This is a genomic window from Sulfitobacter sp. R86518 (assembly GCF_042466275.1).
Classification (GTDB): Bacteria; Pseudomonadota; Alphaproteobacteria; order Rhodobacterales; family Rhodobacteraceae; genus Sulfitobacter; species Sulfitobacter pontiacus.
On the sequence record NZ_JAXHCA010000005.1, the window covers coordinates 2,481,505 to 2,496,719 of the forward strand.

The 15,215-nt window shown below is 59.4% G+C and carries 22 protein-coding genes; 6 read left to right on the plus strand and 16 right to left on the minus strand.

Annotation, left to right across the window (positions count from 1 at the left end; translation table 11 throughout):
* Window positions 1-27 precede the first annotated feature (27 nt).
* A complete protein-coding gene (locus tag SJY36_RS13240; protein ID WP_386175712.1) occupies window positions 28-423 on the plus strand; it encodes an META domain-containing protein in 396 nt (131 codons plus the stop codon).
* Here SJY36_RS13240 and recO read toward each other — a convergent pair.
* The 11 genes from recO to folK form a co-directional block, all read right to left on the minus strand.
* On the minus strand, window positions 395-1,132 hold the full coding sequence (gene recO / locus SJY36_RS13245; protein WP_386175715.1) for a DNA repair protein RecO: 738 nt from the start codon (window positions 1,130-1,132) through the stop codon (window positions 395-397). The two genes, SJY36_RS13240 and recO, sit on opposite strands and share 29 nt — an antisense overlap.
* Window positions 1,132-1,461 carry a DUF1491 family protein gene (locus tag SJY36_RS13250; protein ID WP_341205164.1) on the minus strand — a complete coding sequence of 110 codons (330 nt, stop codon included), beginning with the start codon at window positions 1,459-1,461 and terminating at the stop codon, window positions 1,132-1,134. The genes recO and SJY36_RS13250 overlap by 1 nt, the downstream gene beginning before the upstream one ends.
* Before the next feature lie 60 nt (window positions 1,462-1,521).
* Complete coding sequence (gene era, locus SJY36_RS13255) at window positions 1,522-2,430, minus strand: GTPase Era (RefSeq protein ID WP_005849932.1); 909 nt, start codon at window positions 2,428-2,430, stop codon at window positions 1,522-1,524.
* The gene (rnc, locus tag SJY36_RS13260) at window positions 2,427-3,113 is read right to left on the minus strand and encodes a ribonuclease III (RefSeq protein ID WP_005849933.1); all 687 of its coding nucleotides are present in this window, start codon (window positions 3,111-3,113) and stop codon (window positions 2,427-2,429) included. Before rnc ends, era begins: the two co-directional genes overlap by 4 nt.
* A complete protein-coding gene (gene lepB / locus SJY36_RS13265) occupies window positions 3,110-3,946 on the minus strand; it encodes a signal peptidase I (protein WP_386175719.1) in 837 nt (278 codons plus the stop codon). Before lepB ends, rnc begins: the two co-directional genes overlap by 4 nt.
* Window positions 3,947-4,051: 105 nt before the next feature.
* Entirely contained in the window at window positions 4,052-4,465 is a 414-nt protein-coding gene (gene acpS / locus SJY36_RS13270; protein WP_005849935.1) for a holo-ACP synthase, read from the minus strand.
* Between the two features lie 9 nt (window positions 4,466-4,474).
* Window positions 4,475-5,227, minus strand: coding sequence for a pyridoxine 5'-phosphate synthase (locus tag SJY36_RS13275; protein WP_386175722.1), 753 nt, complete (start codon window positions 5,225-5,227; stop codon window positions 4,475-4,477).
* On the minus strand, window positions 5,211-5,906 hold the full coding sequence (locus SJY36_RS13280; RefSeq protein ID WP_005849937.1) for a DUF2062 domain-containing protein: 696 nt from the start codon (window positions 5,904-5,906) through the stop codon (window positions 5,211-5,213). Before SJY36_RS13280 ends, SJY36_RS13275 begins: the two co-directional genes overlap by 17 nt.
* Window positions 5,907-5,940: 34 nt before the next feature.
* On the minus strand, window positions 5,941-8,091 hold the full coding sequence (locus SJY36_RS13285; RefSeq protein ID WP_386175725.1) for a RelA/SpoT family protein: 2,151 nt from the start codon (window positions 8,089-8,091) through the stop codon (window positions 5,941-5,943).
* 36 nt (window positions 8,092-8,127) lie between these two features.
* Window positions 8,128-8,481, minus strand: a complete 354-nt coding sequence (rpoZ, locus tag SJY36_RS13290) for a DNA-directed RNA polymerase subunit omega (protein WP_005849941.1) — start codon at window positions 8,479-8,481, stop codon at window positions 8,128-8,130.
* A 70-nt stretch (window positions 8,482-8,551) separates the two neighbouring features.
* The gene (gene folK, locus SJY36_RS13295; RefSeq protein WP_386175728.1) at window positions 8,552-9,154 is read right to left on the minus strand and encodes a 2-amino-4-hydroxy-6-hydroxymethyldihydropteridine diphosphokinase; all 603 of its coding nucleotides are present in this window, start codon (window positions 9,152-9,154) and stop codon (window positions 8,552-8,554) included.
* A gap of 128 nt (window positions 9,155-9,282) precedes the next feature.
* Between folK and SJY36_RS13300 the strand changes: the two genes are divergently transcribed.
* The 5 genes from SJY36_RS13300 (at window position 9,283) to SJY36_RS13320 (ending at window position 12,517) form a co-directional block, all read left to right on the plus strand.
* Window positions 9,283-9,828 carry an NYN domain-containing protein gene (locus SJY36_RS13300; RefSeq protein ID WP_005849944.1) on the plus strand — a complete coding sequence of 182 codons (546 nt, stop codon included), beginning with the start codon at window positions 9,283-9,285 and terminating at the stop codon, window positions 9,826-9,828.
* A 144-nt stretch (window positions 9,829-9,972) separates the two neighbouring features.
* A complete protein-coding gene (gene ispH / locus SJY36_RS13305) occupies window positions 9,973-10,923 on the plus strand; it encodes a 4-hydroxy-3-methylbut-2-enyl diphosphate reductase (RefSeq protein ID WP_386175730.1) in 951 nt (316 codons plus the stop codon).
* Window positions 10,920-11,372 (plus strand): DUF3429 domain-containing protein, encoded by a 453-nt coding sequence (locus SJY36_RS13310; protein ID WP_005849947.1) that lies wholly within the window; start codon window positions 10,920-10,922, stop codon window positions 11,370-11,372. The genes ispH and SJY36_RS13310 overlap by 4 nt, the downstream gene beginning before the upstream one ends.
* 69 nt (window positions 11,373-11,441) lie before the next feature.
* Window positions 11,442-11,897: a ribonuclease HI gene (rnhA, locus tag SJY36_RS13315; RefSeq protein WP_005849948.1), complete on the plus strand. Its 456-nt coding sequence runs from the start codon at window positions 11,442-11,444 to the stop codon at window positions 11,895-11,897.
* Entirely contained in the window at window positions 11,894-12,517 is a 624-nt protein-coding gene (locus SJY36_RS13320) for a trimeric intracellular cation channel family protein (protein ID WP_009825341.1), read from the plus strand. The genes rnhA and SJY36_RS13320 overlap by 4 nt, the downstream gene beginning before the upstream one ends.
* Before the next feature lie 2 nt (window positions 12,518-12,519).
* Here the strand turns inward: SJY36_RS13320 and SJY36_RS13325 are convergent, their stop codons facing one another.
* The 5 genes from SJY36_RS13325 to def (SJY36_RS13345) are packed head-to-tail and all read right to left on the minus strand — an operon-like array spanning window position 12,520 to window position 15,184.
* Entirely contained in the window at window positions 12,520-12,759 is a 240-nt protein-coding gene (locus SJY36_RS13325) for a hypothetical protein (RefSeq protein ID WP_005849950.1), read from the minus strand.
* Between the two features lie 3 nt (window positions 12,760-12,762).
* Window positions 12,763-13,677, minus strand: coding sequence for a methionyl-tRNA formyltransferase (fmt, locus tag SJY36_RS13330; protein WP_386175734.1), 915 nt, complete (start codon window positions 13,675-13,677; stop codon window positions 12,763-12,765).
* 30 nt (window positions 13,678-13,707) lie between these two features.
* Window positions 13,708-14,205, minus strand: coding sequence for a peptide deformylase (gene def / locus SJY36_RS13335; protein ID WP_386175737.1), 498 nt, complete (start codon window positions 14,203-14,205; stop codon window positions 13,708-13,710).
* Complete coding sequence (gene def / locus SJY36_RS13340; protein WP_005849953.1) at window positions 14,202-14,669, minus strand: peptide deformylase; 468 nt, start codon at window positions 14,667-14,669, stop codon at window positions 14,202-14,204. Before def (SJY36_RS13340) ends, def (SJY36_RS13335) begins: the two co-directional genes overlap by 4 nt.
* Window positions 14,666-15,184 (minus strand): peptide deformylase, encoded by a 519-nt coding sequence (gene def / locus SJY36_RS13345; protein ID WP_386175741.1) that lies wholly within the window; start codon window positions 15,182-15,184, stop codon window positions 14,666-14,668. The genes def (SJY36_RS13340) and def (SJY36_RS13345) overlap by 4 nt, the downstream gene beginning before the upstream one ends.
* Window positions 15,185-15,215: the final 31 nt, after the last annotated feature.

Here is a 15,215-nt window from a genome sequence, read left to right on the forward strand (position 1 = left end):
AATCGTTGGGCTGCCTATCCGGACCCCATGATCAAGCTGACCTCCCTCTTTTTGGCCATAGCCCTGACAACGCAGTGCAGTCAGGACGAAACTCTGCGGGCGTATGGGGCCGCCGATCGCCTATGGCGCTTGCAAGAACTAAACGGGGTCCCGTTCTCAGCAAACACACAGCTGTCCTTTCCAGAAAAAGAACAGGTTACCGTTCAAGGCCCCTGCAATCGGATGTCCGGCACGAACACGCTGCCCTACCCCTGGTTTTCTTTTACGCTCATATCCTCCACCAAAATGGCATGTCCTGATCTCAGCCAAGAAAACATTGTTATCGACGCGCTCAACAACGCCACCCTCGTCGAGATTCTGAATGACGTCATGATTCTGTCTAACACCGAGAACCTTAATATGGTGTTTCGCGCCGTCGACTAAATGCCTCGACGTAGCGCGCGCGCGCCTCGGGTAGGGGCTTGTCCCCTAGATCGCGCGCCAGATGCCGCTCTAGGAAATATCCCGTGGTTTTGAACGCCAGCGCAATATCCGCATCGCTTGCATCCCCTTCCCCACGTAAAACGGGCGACAATGGCAGCATTTTATCAACCCACTCCCCCGCCCCTTCTCGGGTCACGGCACGCCCCGTTTTCGGAGATACAAAGACCAGCCCGCTGGTCCGTCCGGTCACCGCACAGGCGCTCAGATCAAGCCCATAGCCAAGCTCCTCTAACAGGCTGATTTCCCATTGAAGATAGGCCAACGGCCACAGGTCCCCCTGCCCCAATAGATCCAGAAGCGCTTCAGTTCGACGATATAATGGCGGATGCGCTTCGCGTTCGGGCAATGCAAAGGCAAGCAGCCCCGTTACAGCATTCAACCCCGCAAGGCTAAGCCGACCATGCATAGCCAATGCGGCACGGCTGCGTACGGGCTCTACAGTAAACGCGCCGATATGATCCTCAAGCCGCGCGCGCCATGCGATGTCTAACTGCGCACCCGGTTGGAGAATTGGTGCGATCTTGCGACTGGTACCGCCGCGTACGATCCCGGCGTGGCGGCCGCGCTCGGGGGTGAACACCTCGATGATGGCCGATGTCTCACCATGGCGGCGCGCGCTTAGCAAAATGCCTTGATCGCGCCATTCCATCAGCTCAGCCCGCCCTCATGCAGCAGATGCCGACCCTGCCTGTCTTCCACCTCGATCACCCAGAGGTCCGGATCAAAACTGCGCTGTCGGCTGATCGACGCATCAACCTCCTGCTCCTGTCCACTTGTCATTTCGACCCAGGTCCGCTCACCACTGATCAAATCGAAACTTTTCTGAAAAAGCTGTGCATTTCCGTCGAGCGTTGCAAGCTTCACCAGAACAGCGCCGCCGGTGTCATCCCCATGCGCGACCACGAACGCAGGAATATCATACACCCGCAGCCGCGCCAGATAGGCATCGACCCAGAACCGCGCGGTCAGCCGGGCCATGACAGCCCCGTCGTTCCAAATGGTGTAAAATCCTCCCCGAAGGGTCGGGCCGCACCAGATCTAGACATTGCCGTCTTTGAACTCCAGCCCCATCTCGGAGTAGCGCTCCGCCTCGTCCAGCCAGTTCGGGCGCACTTTGACCTGCAAAAACAGATGCACTTTCCGCCCCAGAAACTCTTCAAGCTCCTCGCGAGAGGCTTTGCTGACCGCCTTGATCGTCTCGCCCTTGCTGCCAAGCACGATCCCCTTGTGACCGTCGCGCACCACATAGATCAACTGATCCACCCGCGCAGAGCCGTCTTTGCGCTCTTCCCAGTTTTCCGTCTCGACCGTCAGCTGATAGGGCAGCTCCTGATGCAGACGCAGGGTCAGTTTCTCGCGGGTCATTTCAGCGGCGATCATGCGCATAGGCAGATCGGCAATCTGATCTTCAGGATAGAGCCACGGCCCCTCGGGCAATTCGCCCGCCAGCCAGTGGCGCAACGTATCCACACCATGCCCCCGCTCGGCCGAAATCATGAATGTTTCGGCAAAATCATAGCGGTCGTTCATCTCTTTGCTCAGCCCCAACAGGACCGGTGCCTCGACACGGTCGATCTTGTTGATTGCAAGCGCGACCTTGCGCCCCTGACCGATGTCAGCGAGCCCTTCCAGGATACGTTCGACCCCTTCGGTGATCCCGCGGTTGGCCTCGATCAGCAGAATGACAACATCCGCATCGGCAGCGCCCCCCCAAGCCGCGGCGACCATGGCGCGGTCCAGACGGCGACGGGGCTGGAACAGACCGGGCGTGTCCACGAACACAAGCTGGCTTTCCCCTTCCATCGCGACCCCACGAATACGGGCGCGTGTGGTCTGCACCTTATGGGTCACGATCGACACTTTCGCGCCGACCATGCGGTTCAGCAACGTCGATTTGCCCGCGTTGGGCTCGCCGATCAGGGCGATAAATCCGGCGCGCGTGGTCATGAGGGTCTCTCCAATTGGGCCAAGAGCGTCTTGGCAGCGGCCTGTTCGGCCTGACGTTTCGATGGGGCGGACGCGACGGCGCTGGCCCCGTTTTCAATCCGGGCGGTGATGGTAAACACCGGGGCGTGGTCTGGCCCCTGCCGGTCGGTCTGAACATAGGCGGGGGGCGGCAAGCCGCGCGCTTGCGCCCATTCTTGCAGCGCGGTCTTGGCGTCGCGGGCGTCTTGCTTGACCTGCATCACGCGGTCACCCCACAATCGCAGGATCAACGCTTTGGCCTCGTCAAATCCGCCATCCAGATAGACAGCCGCGATGATAGCCTCGATCGCGTCCCCCAACAACGCCTGCTTGCGGCGGCCGCCAGACAACATCTCTGACCGGCCAAGCTTCAGAACCGCGCCCATGTCGATCTCGCGCGCGACCTCGGCGCAGGCTTCCTTGCGCACCAATGCGTTGAACCGCGGGGCCAGTTGCCCTTCGGTTGCGGCCGGATCAAGTTTCAGCAGCGCTTCGGCCATCACCAGCCCCAGAACGCGATCCCCCAGAAACTCAAGCCGCTGGTTGTCGTCACGATTGGCCGACGACATAGAGGCATGGGTCACCGCGCGGTTCAACAGCTCCGGCTTGGCAAAGTGGTACCCGATGCGGCCTTCAAAGGCCCGGAGATCAGCATTTAACTTCACTTGATCGCCTTAAAGAAACGATCGCTGCGCCATGTCCAGAAGAACAACATCGACCGACCGGCCGAGCTGAACATGATCCGGTCAGCGCGACCGATCAGGTTTTCATACGGCACGAAACCGACGCCACCGGCCTGCTGTGCCAGACGGCTATCGGCAGAGTTGTCGCGGTTGTCACCCATGAAAAAGTAATGCCCTTCTGGCACCGTGTAGACACCGGTATTGTCCGACGCCTGATTGCCAATGTTCAGGATCGCATGTTCGACCCCGTTAGGGAGCACTTCGATCTGACGGGATTTTTCACATACACCACCGGTGCCGACGGCACCGTTCTCGCAACGCGGACGCATGCCCTGCGGGCCCTGACGGTCCATCACCTCTTCGAAGACACCATCGTCACGCAATTCGACCGCCGTGCCATTGATGCTGACCACACCGTCGGTGATCTGAACCTTGTCACCCGGCAAGCCGATCAGACGCTTGATGTAATCGCGACCAGACACGGGATGACGGAAGACCACCACATCGCCGCGCTCGGGCTCTGACCCGAACAAACGCGTGTTGTCGCCGTCAAACACACCGCAGACGTCTTTCGCGTCGACCTCAATGCCGAACCGCGGCATCATCACGCTGGGACAGGAGGCGTAGGAATAGCCGTAGGCCATTTTGTTCACGAACAGGAAATCCCCGATCAACAACGTTTCCTTCATCGACCCCGAAGGGATCCAGAAAGGCTGGAAAAACAGGGTCCGAAAGACCCCTGCGATCAACAGCGCATAGACGATTGTTTTGATGGTTTCGACAAAGGCGTTGCCGGTTTTCTCTTTGGCGGCCATTTTGGCGCTCCTGTTCATGCGTTCGAGCGTTACATGCGGGTGCCATTGACGCAAGTCAAGCAACCCTGCCCCCGATCCATCGACCGAATGGGCTATGATCTGCCGTTAGGTCTGAATACCTGCCTTGGGGCGGGCTTCGATGACGACAAAGGCCTGTGCCCAAGGGTGATCATCTGTCAGCGTGACGTGAATGATCGCCTCGTGGCCGTCGGGTGTCATCTTGGCCAAACGCTCCGCCGCCCAGCCGGTGACCTCCATCACGGGCTGGCCGGTGCGCAGGTTGCTCACCGCCATGTCGCGCCAAGCGATCCCCATGCGCAGACCGGTGCCAAGCGCCTTTGAACATGCCTCTTTCGCGGCCCAGCGTTTGGCGTAGGTGCCCGCGACATCACGGCGACGTTCGGCCTTTAGCTGTTCGACCTCGGTGAACACACGATTGCGGAAACGGTCGCCAAAGCGGTCCAGCGTGCCTTGAATCCGTTCGATATTCGCGAGGTCGGTGCCGATTCCCAAAATCATGCCGCGCCCTCAGCCCTTGCGGGCGTCATCCATAAGGCGGCGCATCTCGGCGATGGCGGGGCCGAGGCCTAGAAAGATCGCCTCGCCAATCAGGAAATGCCCGATGTTCAGCTCTTGCACCTCGGGGAAAGCTGCGACGGGGCCGACGGTATCATAGGTCAGGCCGTGGCCCGCGTGCACCTCAAGCCCCAGACTATGGGCGAATTTTGACATCTCTTCGAGCTTTTGCAGCTCTTTTTGTGCTTCTTCCCAATGCCCTTCGGCATAGGCGTCGCAATAGGCACCGGTGTGCAGTTCGATCACCTCTGCCCCGATGCGGTTCGCCGCCTCGATCTGGCGCTGATCGGCGGCGATGAAGATGCTGACGCGGCTGCCCGCTTCGCGCAGAGGAGCAATGAAATGCGCCAGCCGGTTTTCCTCGCGTGCGACTTCAAGCCCGCCTTCGGTTGTCCGCTCTTCGCGCTTTTCCGGCACGATGCAGACGGCATGGGGTTTGTGGCGCAGGGCGATGGCCTGCATCTCTTCCGTGGCGGCCATCTCGAAGTTGAGCGGCACGTTCAACACCTCTTGCAGCCCTTCGATATCCGCATCGGTAATGTGGCGTCGATCCTCGCGCAGGTGCGCGGTGATGCCATCAGCGCCTGCCTCTTGCGCGGCGCGGGCTGCGCGCAGCGGGTCCGGATAGGCACCGCCGCGCGCATTCCGCACAGTCGCCACGTGGTCAATATTTACGCCCAGCCGAAGCTTACCTTGTGCCGCCATGGTCTTTCCCCTCCAGAGCCGCCTGCTCTGCCTTGCGTTTCGCCTCTGCCTTGGCCGAGGCTTTCTTTTTCAACAAATCGAACTTGGCCTTGATCGCGCCCTTGCGCCGCTTTTGATAGGCCCGCAGCAAGGGCACGGCCAGATAATAGGCGATCGTGGCACAGATCATGCCGGGCACGATCCCCCCGATCAGATATGGATAGAACACCTGATGCCAGAAGACCTCAAGCCCCGACCAATCCATGTCACGGCTGGTAAAGATCGCCACAAAGTTGGCCAACAAGTCGTGACCGGCGTCAAAGAATTTGCCCCCGAAGGACCGGTGCTCCCCCGTCCGCATGTGGGAACCGAGAATCCAGTGCCCCATGGACAGCGATGACAACCCGATCGGGACATAGGTCAGCGGGTTGCCAAAAAACGTCCCCATCAATGCGGCCAGCAGATTGCCCCGCATGACACGCGACACCAGCGCCGCCACGATAAAATGCATACCGTAGAAGGGCGTAAACGTGGTAAAAACACCGGCCCAGATGCCACGCGCAATGCGTTCGGGCGTATCGGGCAAGCGGCGCATCCGGTGTTTGACATAGTGAAACGCCCGCGTCCAACCACCCCGAGGCCACATGAATTCAGCCATCGCGCGCACTGTCGGCTTTGGATCGCGGCGTTTGAAAATCAACAGTTCGTCCTTGGGTCAGTGCAGTCCGGGCGGATCATGCGTCTTTGGTACCTGCCTTGAACAAGTCGGGGTTCCGGTATCGGCTGATCTCGGCCACCTCGCTCTCGGCCTCCAACATCGGGATCAAAGAATGCAGATGCGCAATGTCTCGCAGTTCTACGTAGATCAACAACCGGTAAAAGTCAGGCTTGCGGTCCAAAAATTCCAGATCGGCGATATTGGCAGAGGATTGGCCGATGAGCGTACAAATCCGCCCCAGCACGCCCGCCCCATTGCCGATGGTCAGATCCAGTGTCGCCCCATAGATCGCGGGATGTGGCCCGTCGTGCCAACGCAGATCCAGCCAGCGTTCGGGCTGGTCCTCGTAATGCGACAGACGCTCGCAATCGATGGTGTGGATTTTGACGCCCTGCCCGCGGAAGGTGATGCCGACAATGCGTTCCCCCGGCAGCGCCTGACAACAAGGCGACCGGTCAAAGGATTGCCCCGCTTCCAGCCCCACCACCGCGCGCTTGCGGTCGACATGTTCGCCCGGTTTGGGGCGCAGGTTGGGATAGACGGCCTGCACCACCTCTTGGCCCGTCAGTTCGGCAGAGCCAAGCTGCGCCAAAAGCTCCTCCGCGCTGGAGAGGCGCAGGTTGCGCGCCGCGGTGCGCAGCACTTTCTCCGTCGCCGATTTATTCATCTGCTCGAAGGCAGAGCGGGCAAGTTCGCGCCCGAGGCTGACAAAGCGCGCGCGATCCAGTTCACGCAGCGACCGACGGATCGCCGTCTTGGCCTTGCCCGTCGTTGCGATATCCAGCCATGTCGCCTGCGGTGTCTGACCTTGGGCGGTGATAATCTCGATCGACTGGCCGTTTTTCACCCGCGTCCACAAAGGCACGCGCATCCCGTCGATCTTGGCACCCACGCAGGCAGACCCGATTCGCGTGTGGATCGCATAGGCGAAATCAATCGGCGTCGCCCCACGCGGCAGCTTGACCACCTCGCCCTTGGGGGTAAAGCAGAACACCTGATCGGCGTACATCTCAAGCTTGACCGCCTCGAGGAAATCCTCGTGATCCTCCTCTAAATCGAGCTGCTCTGTCAGTTGCGCGACCCATTTGACCGGATCAACAGCAAAGGGGTTCCGCGACCGCACACCGTCGCGATAGGACCAATGCGCCGCCACACCGGATTCAGCGACATCATGCATCTGCCGCGTTCTGATCTGCACCTCGACCCGTTTGCCGTCACGGCCAGAGACGGTGGTATGGATCGACCGGTAACCGTTCGTCTTGGGCTGACTGATATAATCCTTGAACCGGCCCGGCACGGCCCGCCAGCGCCGATGGATAGTGCCAAGCGCGCGATAACATTCATCCTCCGAGGTGGTGATAACGCGGAAACCGTAAATATCCGATAAACGGGAAAAGGATTGCTGCTTTTCCTGCATCTTGCGCCAGATCGAATACGGTTTTTTCGCCCGCCCAAAGACTTCGGCCTCGATCCCGGCTTTCTCAAGCTCGTGCCGCATGTCGCCGGTGATTCGCTGGATGACATCGCCCGTCTCGCGCTGAAGGGTGATAAAGCGCCGGATGATCGACTGTCGCCCTTCGGGGTTGAGCACGCGAAAGGCCAGATCCTCAAGCTCTTCGCGCATCCATTGCATGCCCATACGCCCCGCAAGAGGCGCATAGATATCCATCGTTTCACGAGCTTTCTGGATTTGCTTGTCAGGGCGCATCGACTTGATCGTGCGCATATTATGCAGCCGATCCGCCAACTTAACCAAAATGACCCGCAGGTCTTTCGACATTGCCATGAACAGCTTGCGAAAGTTCTCGGCCTGTTTTGTCTCGTTGGAATTCAGTTGCAGGTTGGTCAGCTTGGTCACGCCATCGACCAGTTCAGCGACATCATGTCCGAACTTTTCATCGACGCTGCTATAGGACGCTTTCGTGTCCTCGATCGTGTCGTGCAGCAATGCGGTGATGATGGTCGCATCGTCCAGCTGCTGTTCGGTCAAAATGGCCGCGACAGAGACCGGATGCGTGAAATAGGGCTCTCCGGAATGGCGGAACTGGCCCTCGTGCATCTGCTGGCCATATTCATAGGCCAGCCTGATCTGATTTTCGTTCGTCTTAGGGTTATAGGCGCGCACAAGCGCGATAAGGTCGTCAGCCGTAATGTCGGCGGTATTCATACCTGTCCTGCCTATAAGCCCCGAAGGGCGCGGGCCTTAGCCCTGCCCTTGTGCCGCCATCAACTGCCGCAGCAGCATTTCTTCGGACATGCTGTCCTCTTCGGGCTTGTCTTGCTCAGCCCCCATAAGAAGCGCCATTGCGTCCTCTTCGGGTTCATCAACCTCGATCTGGTTCTGGTTGCTTTCGATCAGACGCTCGCGCAGCTCGTCGGCCGATTGGGTTTCATCCGCAATCTCGCGCAGGGAAACGACAGGGTTTTTATCGTTATCGCGATCAACAGTAACCGTAGAACCAGCCGCAATTTCACGCGCACGATGCGCGGCAAGCATGACAAGCTCGAACCGGTTTGGCACTTTATCTACACAATCTTCGACAGTGACGCGGGCCATGGGGATGCTCCAATCATGAATGCTGCAAGAAGCCGACTATTTAGAAGCCATCGGCGGAATTTACAAGGGCTTATTCCAGCGGCCATACCCCCTTTTTATCTGCCTCTGGCAGGTCATTCAACATCTCGCGAACGGTTTTGCCGATCAGGGGATGACGCCAGTCCGGCGCGATGTCCGCCAGCGGCACCAAAACAAAGGCACGATCCTGAAGCCGCGGGTGCGGCAGGATCAGCTGGTCAGGCGCTTTGGCCATTTGCTGTTCAAGCGGAATCTCCCGCCAATCGGTCTGGGTCTGTACATCCGGCAACACTACATCCCCCATCGCGATCAGATCCAGATCGACCGTCCGAGGGGCCCAACGGCTTTGCCGCTCGCGCCCAAGCTCTGCTTCGACGGCATGAAGAATAGCTAAAACTTGATCCGGCTCCCCTTCTACCCTTATACTAGCGGTTGTATTTACGAAATTCGGACCTGACCCTGCAGGAAACGCATAGGTTGAGTAAAACGGGCTAAGAGCGACAACCCGCACGCCCATACCAACCATAATATCAAGGGCCCGTCGCAGAGTTTCTGCCGGCCCTCCCGCAACTGATGATTGATTGCTCCCGAGGGCGATCAGCGTGCACTTGCCGATTTCACCCCCCTTGGGGTCAGGGATGGCCAATGTCTTCACTTGCTGCCTCTCGAAAAAACCTTAGTTAGTATTGTATTCATAGTCGGAAACTAAATTTGAAACATTTCGTTTTATAGCGGCTCTACACGACGCAAATTTCCGAACGACGTGTATTAGGAAGGCACTTCATGTTCTACAAGGACGAACGGCTCGCTTTATTCATAGACGGCTCCAACCTTTACGCAGCGGCCAAGAACCTGGGTTTTGACATTGATTACAAGCTACTGCGGCAGGAGTTCATGCGCCGCGGCAAACTGCTGCGTGCCTTTTATTACACCGCTTTGCTGGAAAATGACGAATACTCTCCCATACGCCCGCTGGTCGACTGGCTGAACTATAACGGGTTCTCCATGGTGACCAAACCGGCCAAGGAATACACCGACAGCATGGGCCGCCGGAAGGTCAAAGGGAACATGGATATCGAGCTTGCGGTCGACGCGATGGAGCTTGCGCCACATCTTGACCACATCGTGATCTTCTCCGGTGACGGCGATTTCCGCCCGTTGGTCGAAAGCCTTCAACGCCAGGGCGTGCGCGTCTCTGTTGTCAGCACGATCCGCAGCCAACCGCCCATGATCTCGGACGAACTGCGCCGCCAAGTGGACAACTTTATCGAACTCGAAGACCTGCGCGACGTTATTGGCCGGCCTCCACGTGAAACATCTGACGAATAACCCGCGACGGCGCGCCTAAATCTCCGCATCCCTCATGCCCCCGCAATACGTGCGCGCGCATTTGAAGCATCAGACTGTGCCGCCGCTGGTCTGGACGATGCGCCGCGCAACCCTTACCTATGGCCCATGCCCAAGGAGAGTGTGATGACCAAACCGCCTTTGACCCTGTATCTTGCCGCACCACGCGGGTTCTGTGCGGGCGTCGACCGCGCGATCAAGATCGTCGAAATGGCCATCGAGAAATGGGGCGCGCCGGTTTATGTGCGCCACGAGATCGTGCACAATAAATTCGTCGTCGACGGGCTGCGCGAACGGGGTGCGATCTTTGTCGAGGAACTGTCGGAATGCCCCGATGACCGGCCCGTGATCTTCTCGGCGCACGGCGTACCGAAAGCCGTTCCCGCCAAGGCCGAGGCACGCAATATGGTCTATGTTGACGCGACCTGCCCGCTTGTCTCCAAGGTGCATATCGAGGCGCAACGCCACGCCGACGCGGGGCTGCAGATGATCATGATCGGCCACGCGGGCCATCCCGAAACCATTGGCACCATGGGGCAGCTCCCCCCGGGCGAGGTTTTGCTGGTTGAAACGCCCGCCGATGTCGAAACCGTCGAGGTGCGCGACCCGACCAAGCTGGCCTATGTCACCCAGACAACGCTAAGCGTTGATGACACAGCCGAGATTGTCGCCGCCCTGAACAAACGTTTCCCGCAGATCATCGGGCCGCACAAAGAAGACATCTGCTACGCCACGACCAACCGGCAAGAAGCGGTGAAGGCAATGGCACCGAAGTGTGATGCGATGCTTGTTGTAGGCGCGCCAAACTCATCGAACTCCCGCCGACTGGTCGAGGTCGGATCGCGTGCGGGCTGCGATTACGCCCAACTGGTGCAGCGCGCGACGGACATCGACTGGCGCAGCCTCGAGGGGATCAAAAGCATCGGGATCACCGCCGGTGCCTCGGCCCCCGAACAGCTTATCAACGAGGTCATTGGCGCGTTCAAAGACCGATACGATGTAACCACCGAAATGGTCGAAACCGCGGTAGAGAATGTGGAATTCAAAGTCCCCCGTGTGCTGCGGGTACCCGCATGACCGGCATCCCCCGCGCGCCGCTTTGGCTTGGCCTTGCCGGGCTTACTCCCTTTATCTGGGGGGCCTTGACCGGGCTGGTCGATCCTTTAGCGAACTGGGGGGCGGCGACGTTCGGCGGCCGTTTTGTCGGGCCATATATCCAGCTGTTCTACGGCACAGTTATTCTTTCCTTCATGTCCGGCGTGCTATGGGGATTCGCAACCAAGACCAGCGGGGCGAAGGCGACGGCCGGCTATATCCTCGCCGTGATCCCGGCGCTTTGGGCGTTCTTCATGACAAGCGGCGGCCCCGTGGGTGCGGGGCTGAACCTGATGTTCGGTTTTGCGGGTCTACTGGTTCTTGATGCCGCCTTCTGGCACTGGCGTCTTGCGCCGCGCTGGTGGCTAAAGCTGCGCACGCTTCTGACCGCCGTCGTGCTGGCGTGTCTGGCTGTGGGCGTCTTTCTGTAGCAGCGAAACTTGCGGGCGGGGCGCAAATTAGGCTGGACGCCCCCACGCCAGACTGGATAAGGCAGCCCCATGACCAAGCTGATTGCATATACTGATGGTGCCTGTTCCGGCAATCCCGGCCCCGGTGGCTGGGGTGCCCTGATGCGGGCGATGGATGGCGACAAGATCGTTAAGGAGCGCGAGTTGAAAGGCGGCGAACCCGCCACCACCAACAACCGGATGGAACTGATGGCCGCCATCAGCGCGCTCGAAGCGCTGGCCCGCCCGACCGAGATCACAATCGTCACCGACAGCAACTATGTCAAAAATGGCATCACCGGCTGGATCTACGGCTGGAAGAAAAACGGCTGGAAGAATGCCGCTAAAAAGCCCGTCAAAAACGCGGAGCTTTGGCAGCGGCTGGATGCGGCAAATGCGCGGCATCAGGTCACCTGGGAATGGGTCAAAGGCCACGCGGGCCACCCCGAGAACGAGCGCGCGGATGAACTGGCGCGGGCGGGCATGGCCCCGTTCAAAACCAAATGAGCCTGATCACCCTGCTGGAATATGCCTCCGTTCTGGTCTTTGCGATTACGGGGGCGCTGGTCGCCAGCCGCGCCCAACTTGACCTTGTAGGCTTCGCCTTTATCGCCTGTCTCACGGCCTTGGGCGGCGGCACACTGCGCGACCTGTTGCTGGATCGAAACCCGATTTTCTGGATTGCGAACCCCACCCATCTCGCCGTGGGCGTCACTGCCGCAATGGTGGTTTTCTTTACCGCACATCTTCTCGAAAGCCGCTATCGCGCGCTGCTATGGCTCGATTCTGTGGCGCTCGCCGTGGCGGTTGCTGCGGGGACAGGCGTGGCAATCTCGCTTGATCAATCCGCTGTGGTCGTGGTGCTGATGGGGATGATCACCGGCTGCATGGGCGGGTTGATGCGCGATGTTGTCGTGGGGGAAGTGCCGCTTGTTCTGCAACAGGGCGAACTTTATGTGACTGCCGCTTTCGCGGGTGCCGCAACCGCTGTCATCATCCGTAGCATTCTGGGCGATGATGCGCTGGCGCTGTTTGCCGGTGCCTGTATGACGTGGATTTTGCGTGCCGGATCGCTGTATTTCGGGTGGCACCTACCCGTGTACAAAAGCCGCCCGCCGCGGGTGTAACGTTACTTTCGACGCCAGTGAAACGGCACGATGATCAGCGCCCCGATAGAGGACGCGATGGCGTTCATGCCAGCCGAGTTAAACCCGAAGCCGAACATCAACCGCACGAAATAAAACAGAAAAGCGCCGCCAACGCAGATGATGATCGAGGCAAGATAGCCGTTGCGGGTAAAGCCTGACTTTTCGGCGAAAAAGCCGACAAGCCCCGCGATCACAACCGTGCCAATAAGCGTCGGAAGCATGATTTACCCTTTGCTTAGAACTGTGCCCGCAGCAATCTGCGCACCACGCTGGAATGTCTGCGCATCTTGCGCCGCTTTCCCCGCACGTTGCAAGCGGATCAGTTGAACCGCACCCTTCCCGCAACCGACGCGCAAAGTATCATCCAGAACCTCGCCCGCTGCACCCTCGCCCTCGGCAAGCTTCGAGGCCAGCACCTTTACCCGCGTGCCGTCCAGATCGAACCATGCACCAGGAAACGGCGACAATCCCCTGATTTGCCGGTCCACCTCTGTTGCGGGGCGCGACCAATCGATGCGCGCCTCGGCCTTGTCAATTTTACTGGCATAGGTCACGCCCTCTTCGGGCTGCGGTTCTGGTTGCAAGTCAGGCAGTTCCCGAAGTGCTTCCACGATCAACTCTGCGCCCATGGCGCTTAGTCGGTCATGCAGTTCGATCGTCGTCTCGGTGGTGCGGATCGGCGTCGCTGCGCGCAACAGCACGGGTCCTGTATCCAACCCCGCCTCCATCTGCATGATGCACACACCCGTTTCAACGTCGCCCGCCATGATCGCCCGATGGATCGGCGCGGCACCCCGCCATCGGGGCAACAAACTCGCGTGGATATTCAGACACCCGGATTTCGGCGCATCCAGTACGGCTTGGGGCAAAATCAGACCATAGGCCACAACAACAGCGACATCCGCTTCGAGCCCTGCAAACTCCGCCTGCGCTTCGGCGGTTTTCAACGAAACGGGGTGACGTACCAGCAACCCCAAAGCCTCTGCCCGTTGCTGCACCGGGCTGGGGCGGTCCTTTTTGCCTCGCCCTGCAGGGCGCGGCGGCTGGCAATAGACGGCGGCGATTTCGTGGCCGGCCAAGACCAACGCATCCAACACTGGCACTGAAAAATCAGGTGTGCCCATAAAGATAACACGCATCGAACACTTCCCTTCAAACCGTAGAGGCAATCAGCCCTTGTATTTGCGCGCCTTGCGCAGCAGCATATCACGGCGCGTTTTACTCAGATTGTCGACAAACATTTTTCCGGCAAGATGGTCGATCTGATGCTGCACGCTGGTCGCCTCCAACCCGACGAAATCGCGCGTCACTGTCGCGCCCTGCTCGTCAAGATACTGCACTTTCACACCGCGTGGACGCCGGATCTTGGCCGATATTCCGGGCAAATTCGGGCTCGCCTCTTCGTAGTCATTCATGATCGCCGAAGCGTCGATGACGACAGGGTTTGCCAAACGGATCCGTTTATCCCGCGCTTGCGAGGCATCGACAACGGCGACCTGCAGCGACACCCCGATCTGCGGTGCGGCCAGCCCGACCCCCGGCATCGCGTCCATCGTGTCGATCATGTCGTCCCAGAGCGCACGAATTTCATCATGGATTTCTGCCACTTGGGCGGCGGGTGTCAGCAAACAAGCGTGCGGCCACGGAAGAATGCGACGAACGGTCATTGGCTTTGCTCCTGCGCGACACGGTCGTAAATGACGATGCCATCAAGGTGGTCATATTCATGCTGCACGATCACGGCCTCTGCGCCGGTAAACTTTCGTTCGTGGGTGCCATCAGCATCCGTCCACCGCAAGGTAACCTCGGTCGCGCGGGCAATATCCATTGGCACGCCGGGGATCGACAAACATCCCTCTTCGCCAATCGCGCGGGTGTCAGACAGGCTGACGATCTGCGGATTGATACAGGCGACAGGCGTCGGGGTGCCTTCCTTCCAGCCCGCATCGAAAACGAAAATACGCTCGGTCCGGCCAACTTGCGGGGCCGCCAACCCGCGACCGGGCGCGGCATACATCGTCTCGAACATGTCAGCGATCAGCTGGTCGATCTCGGGCGTGCGCGTGGCGACGGGCGCGCACACAGCTGTCAGCCGCGCGTCAGGCCAGGTCACGATGTCCAACACGCTCATCCGCGCGCCAGCTCGCGTTTCAGCTTGGTCATTTTGCGCGTGATCATCTGCCGTTTCATCGGTTTCAGATAATCGATAAAAAGCTTGCCATCCAGATGGTCGATCTCGTGCTGCACGCAGGTCGCCCATAGTTTGGTAAAGGTCTCGGTCTGCTCGTTCCCGTCGATATCGATCCAGCGCACGTCCACATCTGCGGGGCGCGTCACATCGGCAAACTGCTCGGGGATCGACAAACACCCTTCTTCATAGGTGTTCAGCGCGTCCGAGGCCGCGATGATTTCGGGGTTGAACATCACCAGCGGTCGCGGCGTCTCCCCCTCTTCTTTTACGCAATCCATGACGATCAAGCGGTGCATCACCCCGATCTGGGGGGCCGCAAGACCGATCCCCGGTGCGTCATACATCGTGGCGAGCATATCATCAGCCAAGCTGCGCAACTCGTTCGTCATATCGGTCACGGGGGCGCATGGCTTTTTCAGCCGCGGGTCAGGGTGTAGTAAAATATTGCGTATCATTTGGTTGATTTAGGCCAACACCTGCGCCGCT

Excerpts from the sequence above, each read along its gene's own strand:
- SJY36_RS13310 (WP_005849947.1), top strand. The coding sequence starts at position 10,920 with ATGACCGGCATCCCCCGCGCGCCGCTTTGGCTTGGCCTTGCCGGGCTT.
- SJY36_RS13300 (WP_005849944.1), top strand. The coding sequence starts at position 9,283 with ATGTTCTACAAGGACGAACGGCTCGCTTTATTCATAGACGGCTCCAAC.
- SJY36_RS13325 (WP_005849950.1), bottom strand. The coding sequence starts at position 12,759 with ATGCTTCCGACGCTTATTGGCACGGTTGTGATCGCGGGGCTTGTCGGC.
- SJY36_RS13285 (WP_386175725.1), bottom strand. The coding sequence starts at position 8,091 with ATGAATACCGCCGACATTACGGCTGACGACCTTATCGCGCTTGTGCGC.
- def (WP_386175741.1), bottom strand. The coding sequence starts at position 15,184 with ATGATACGCAATATTTTACTACACCCTGACCCGCGGCTGAAAAAGCCA.
- SJY36_RS13320 (WP_009825341.1), top strand. The coding sequence starts at position 11,894 with ATGAGCCTGATCACCCTGCTGGAATATGCCTCCGTTCTGGTCTTTGCG.
- era (WP_005849932.1), bottom strand. The coding sequence starts at position 2,430 with ATGACCACGCGCGCCGGATTTATCGCCCTGATCGGCGAGCCCAACGCG.
- rnhA (WP_005849948.1), top strand. The coding sequence starts at position 11,442 with ATGACCAAGCTGATTGCATATACTGATGGTGCCTGTTCCGGCAATCCC.
- acpS (WP_005849935.1), bottom strand. The coding sequence starts at position 4,465 with ATGATTTTGGGAATCGGCACCGACCTCGCGAATATCGAACGGATTCAA.
- lepB (WP_386175719.1), bottom strand. The coding sequence starts at position 3,946 with ATGGCCGCCAAAGAGAAAACCGGCAACGCCTTTGTCGAAACCATCAAA.
- def (WP_005849953.1), bottom strand. The coding sequence starts at position 14,669 with ATGAGCGTGTTGGACATCGTGACCTGGCCTGACGCGCGGCTGACAGCT.
- fmt (WP_386175734.1), bottom strand. The coding sequence starts at position 13,677 with ATGCGTGTTATCTTTATGGGCACACCTGATTTTTCAGTGCCAGTGTTG.
- SJY36_RS13250 (WP_341205164.1), bottom strand. The coding sequence starts at position 1,461 with ATGGCCCGGCTGACCGCGCGGTTCTGGGTCGATGCCTATCTGGCGCGG.
- SJY36_RS13275 (WP_386175722.1), bottom strand. The coding sequence starts at position 5,227 with ATGGCGGCACAAGGTAAGCTTCGGCTGGGCGTAAATATTGACCACGTG.
- SJY36_RS13240 (WP_386175712.1), top strand. The coding sequence starts at position 28 with ATGATCAAGCTGACCTCCCTCTTTTTGGCCATAGCCCTGACAACGCAG.
- rpoZ (WP_005849941.1), bottom strand. The coding sequence starts at position 8,481 with ATGGCCCGCGTCACTGTCGAAGATTGTGTAGATAAAGTGCCAAACCGG.
- def (WP_386175737.1), bottom strand. The coding sequence starts at position 14,205 with ATGACCGTTCGTCGCATTCTTCCGTGGCCGCACGCTTGTTTGCTGACA.
- recO (WP_386175715.1), bottom strand. The coding sequence starts at position 1,132 with ATGGAATGGCGCGATCAAGGCATTTTGCTAAGCGCGCGCCGCCATGGT.
- ispH (WP_386175730.1), top strand. The coding sequence starts at position 9,973 with ATGACCAAACCGCCTTTGACCCTGTATCTTGCCGCACCACGCGGGTTC.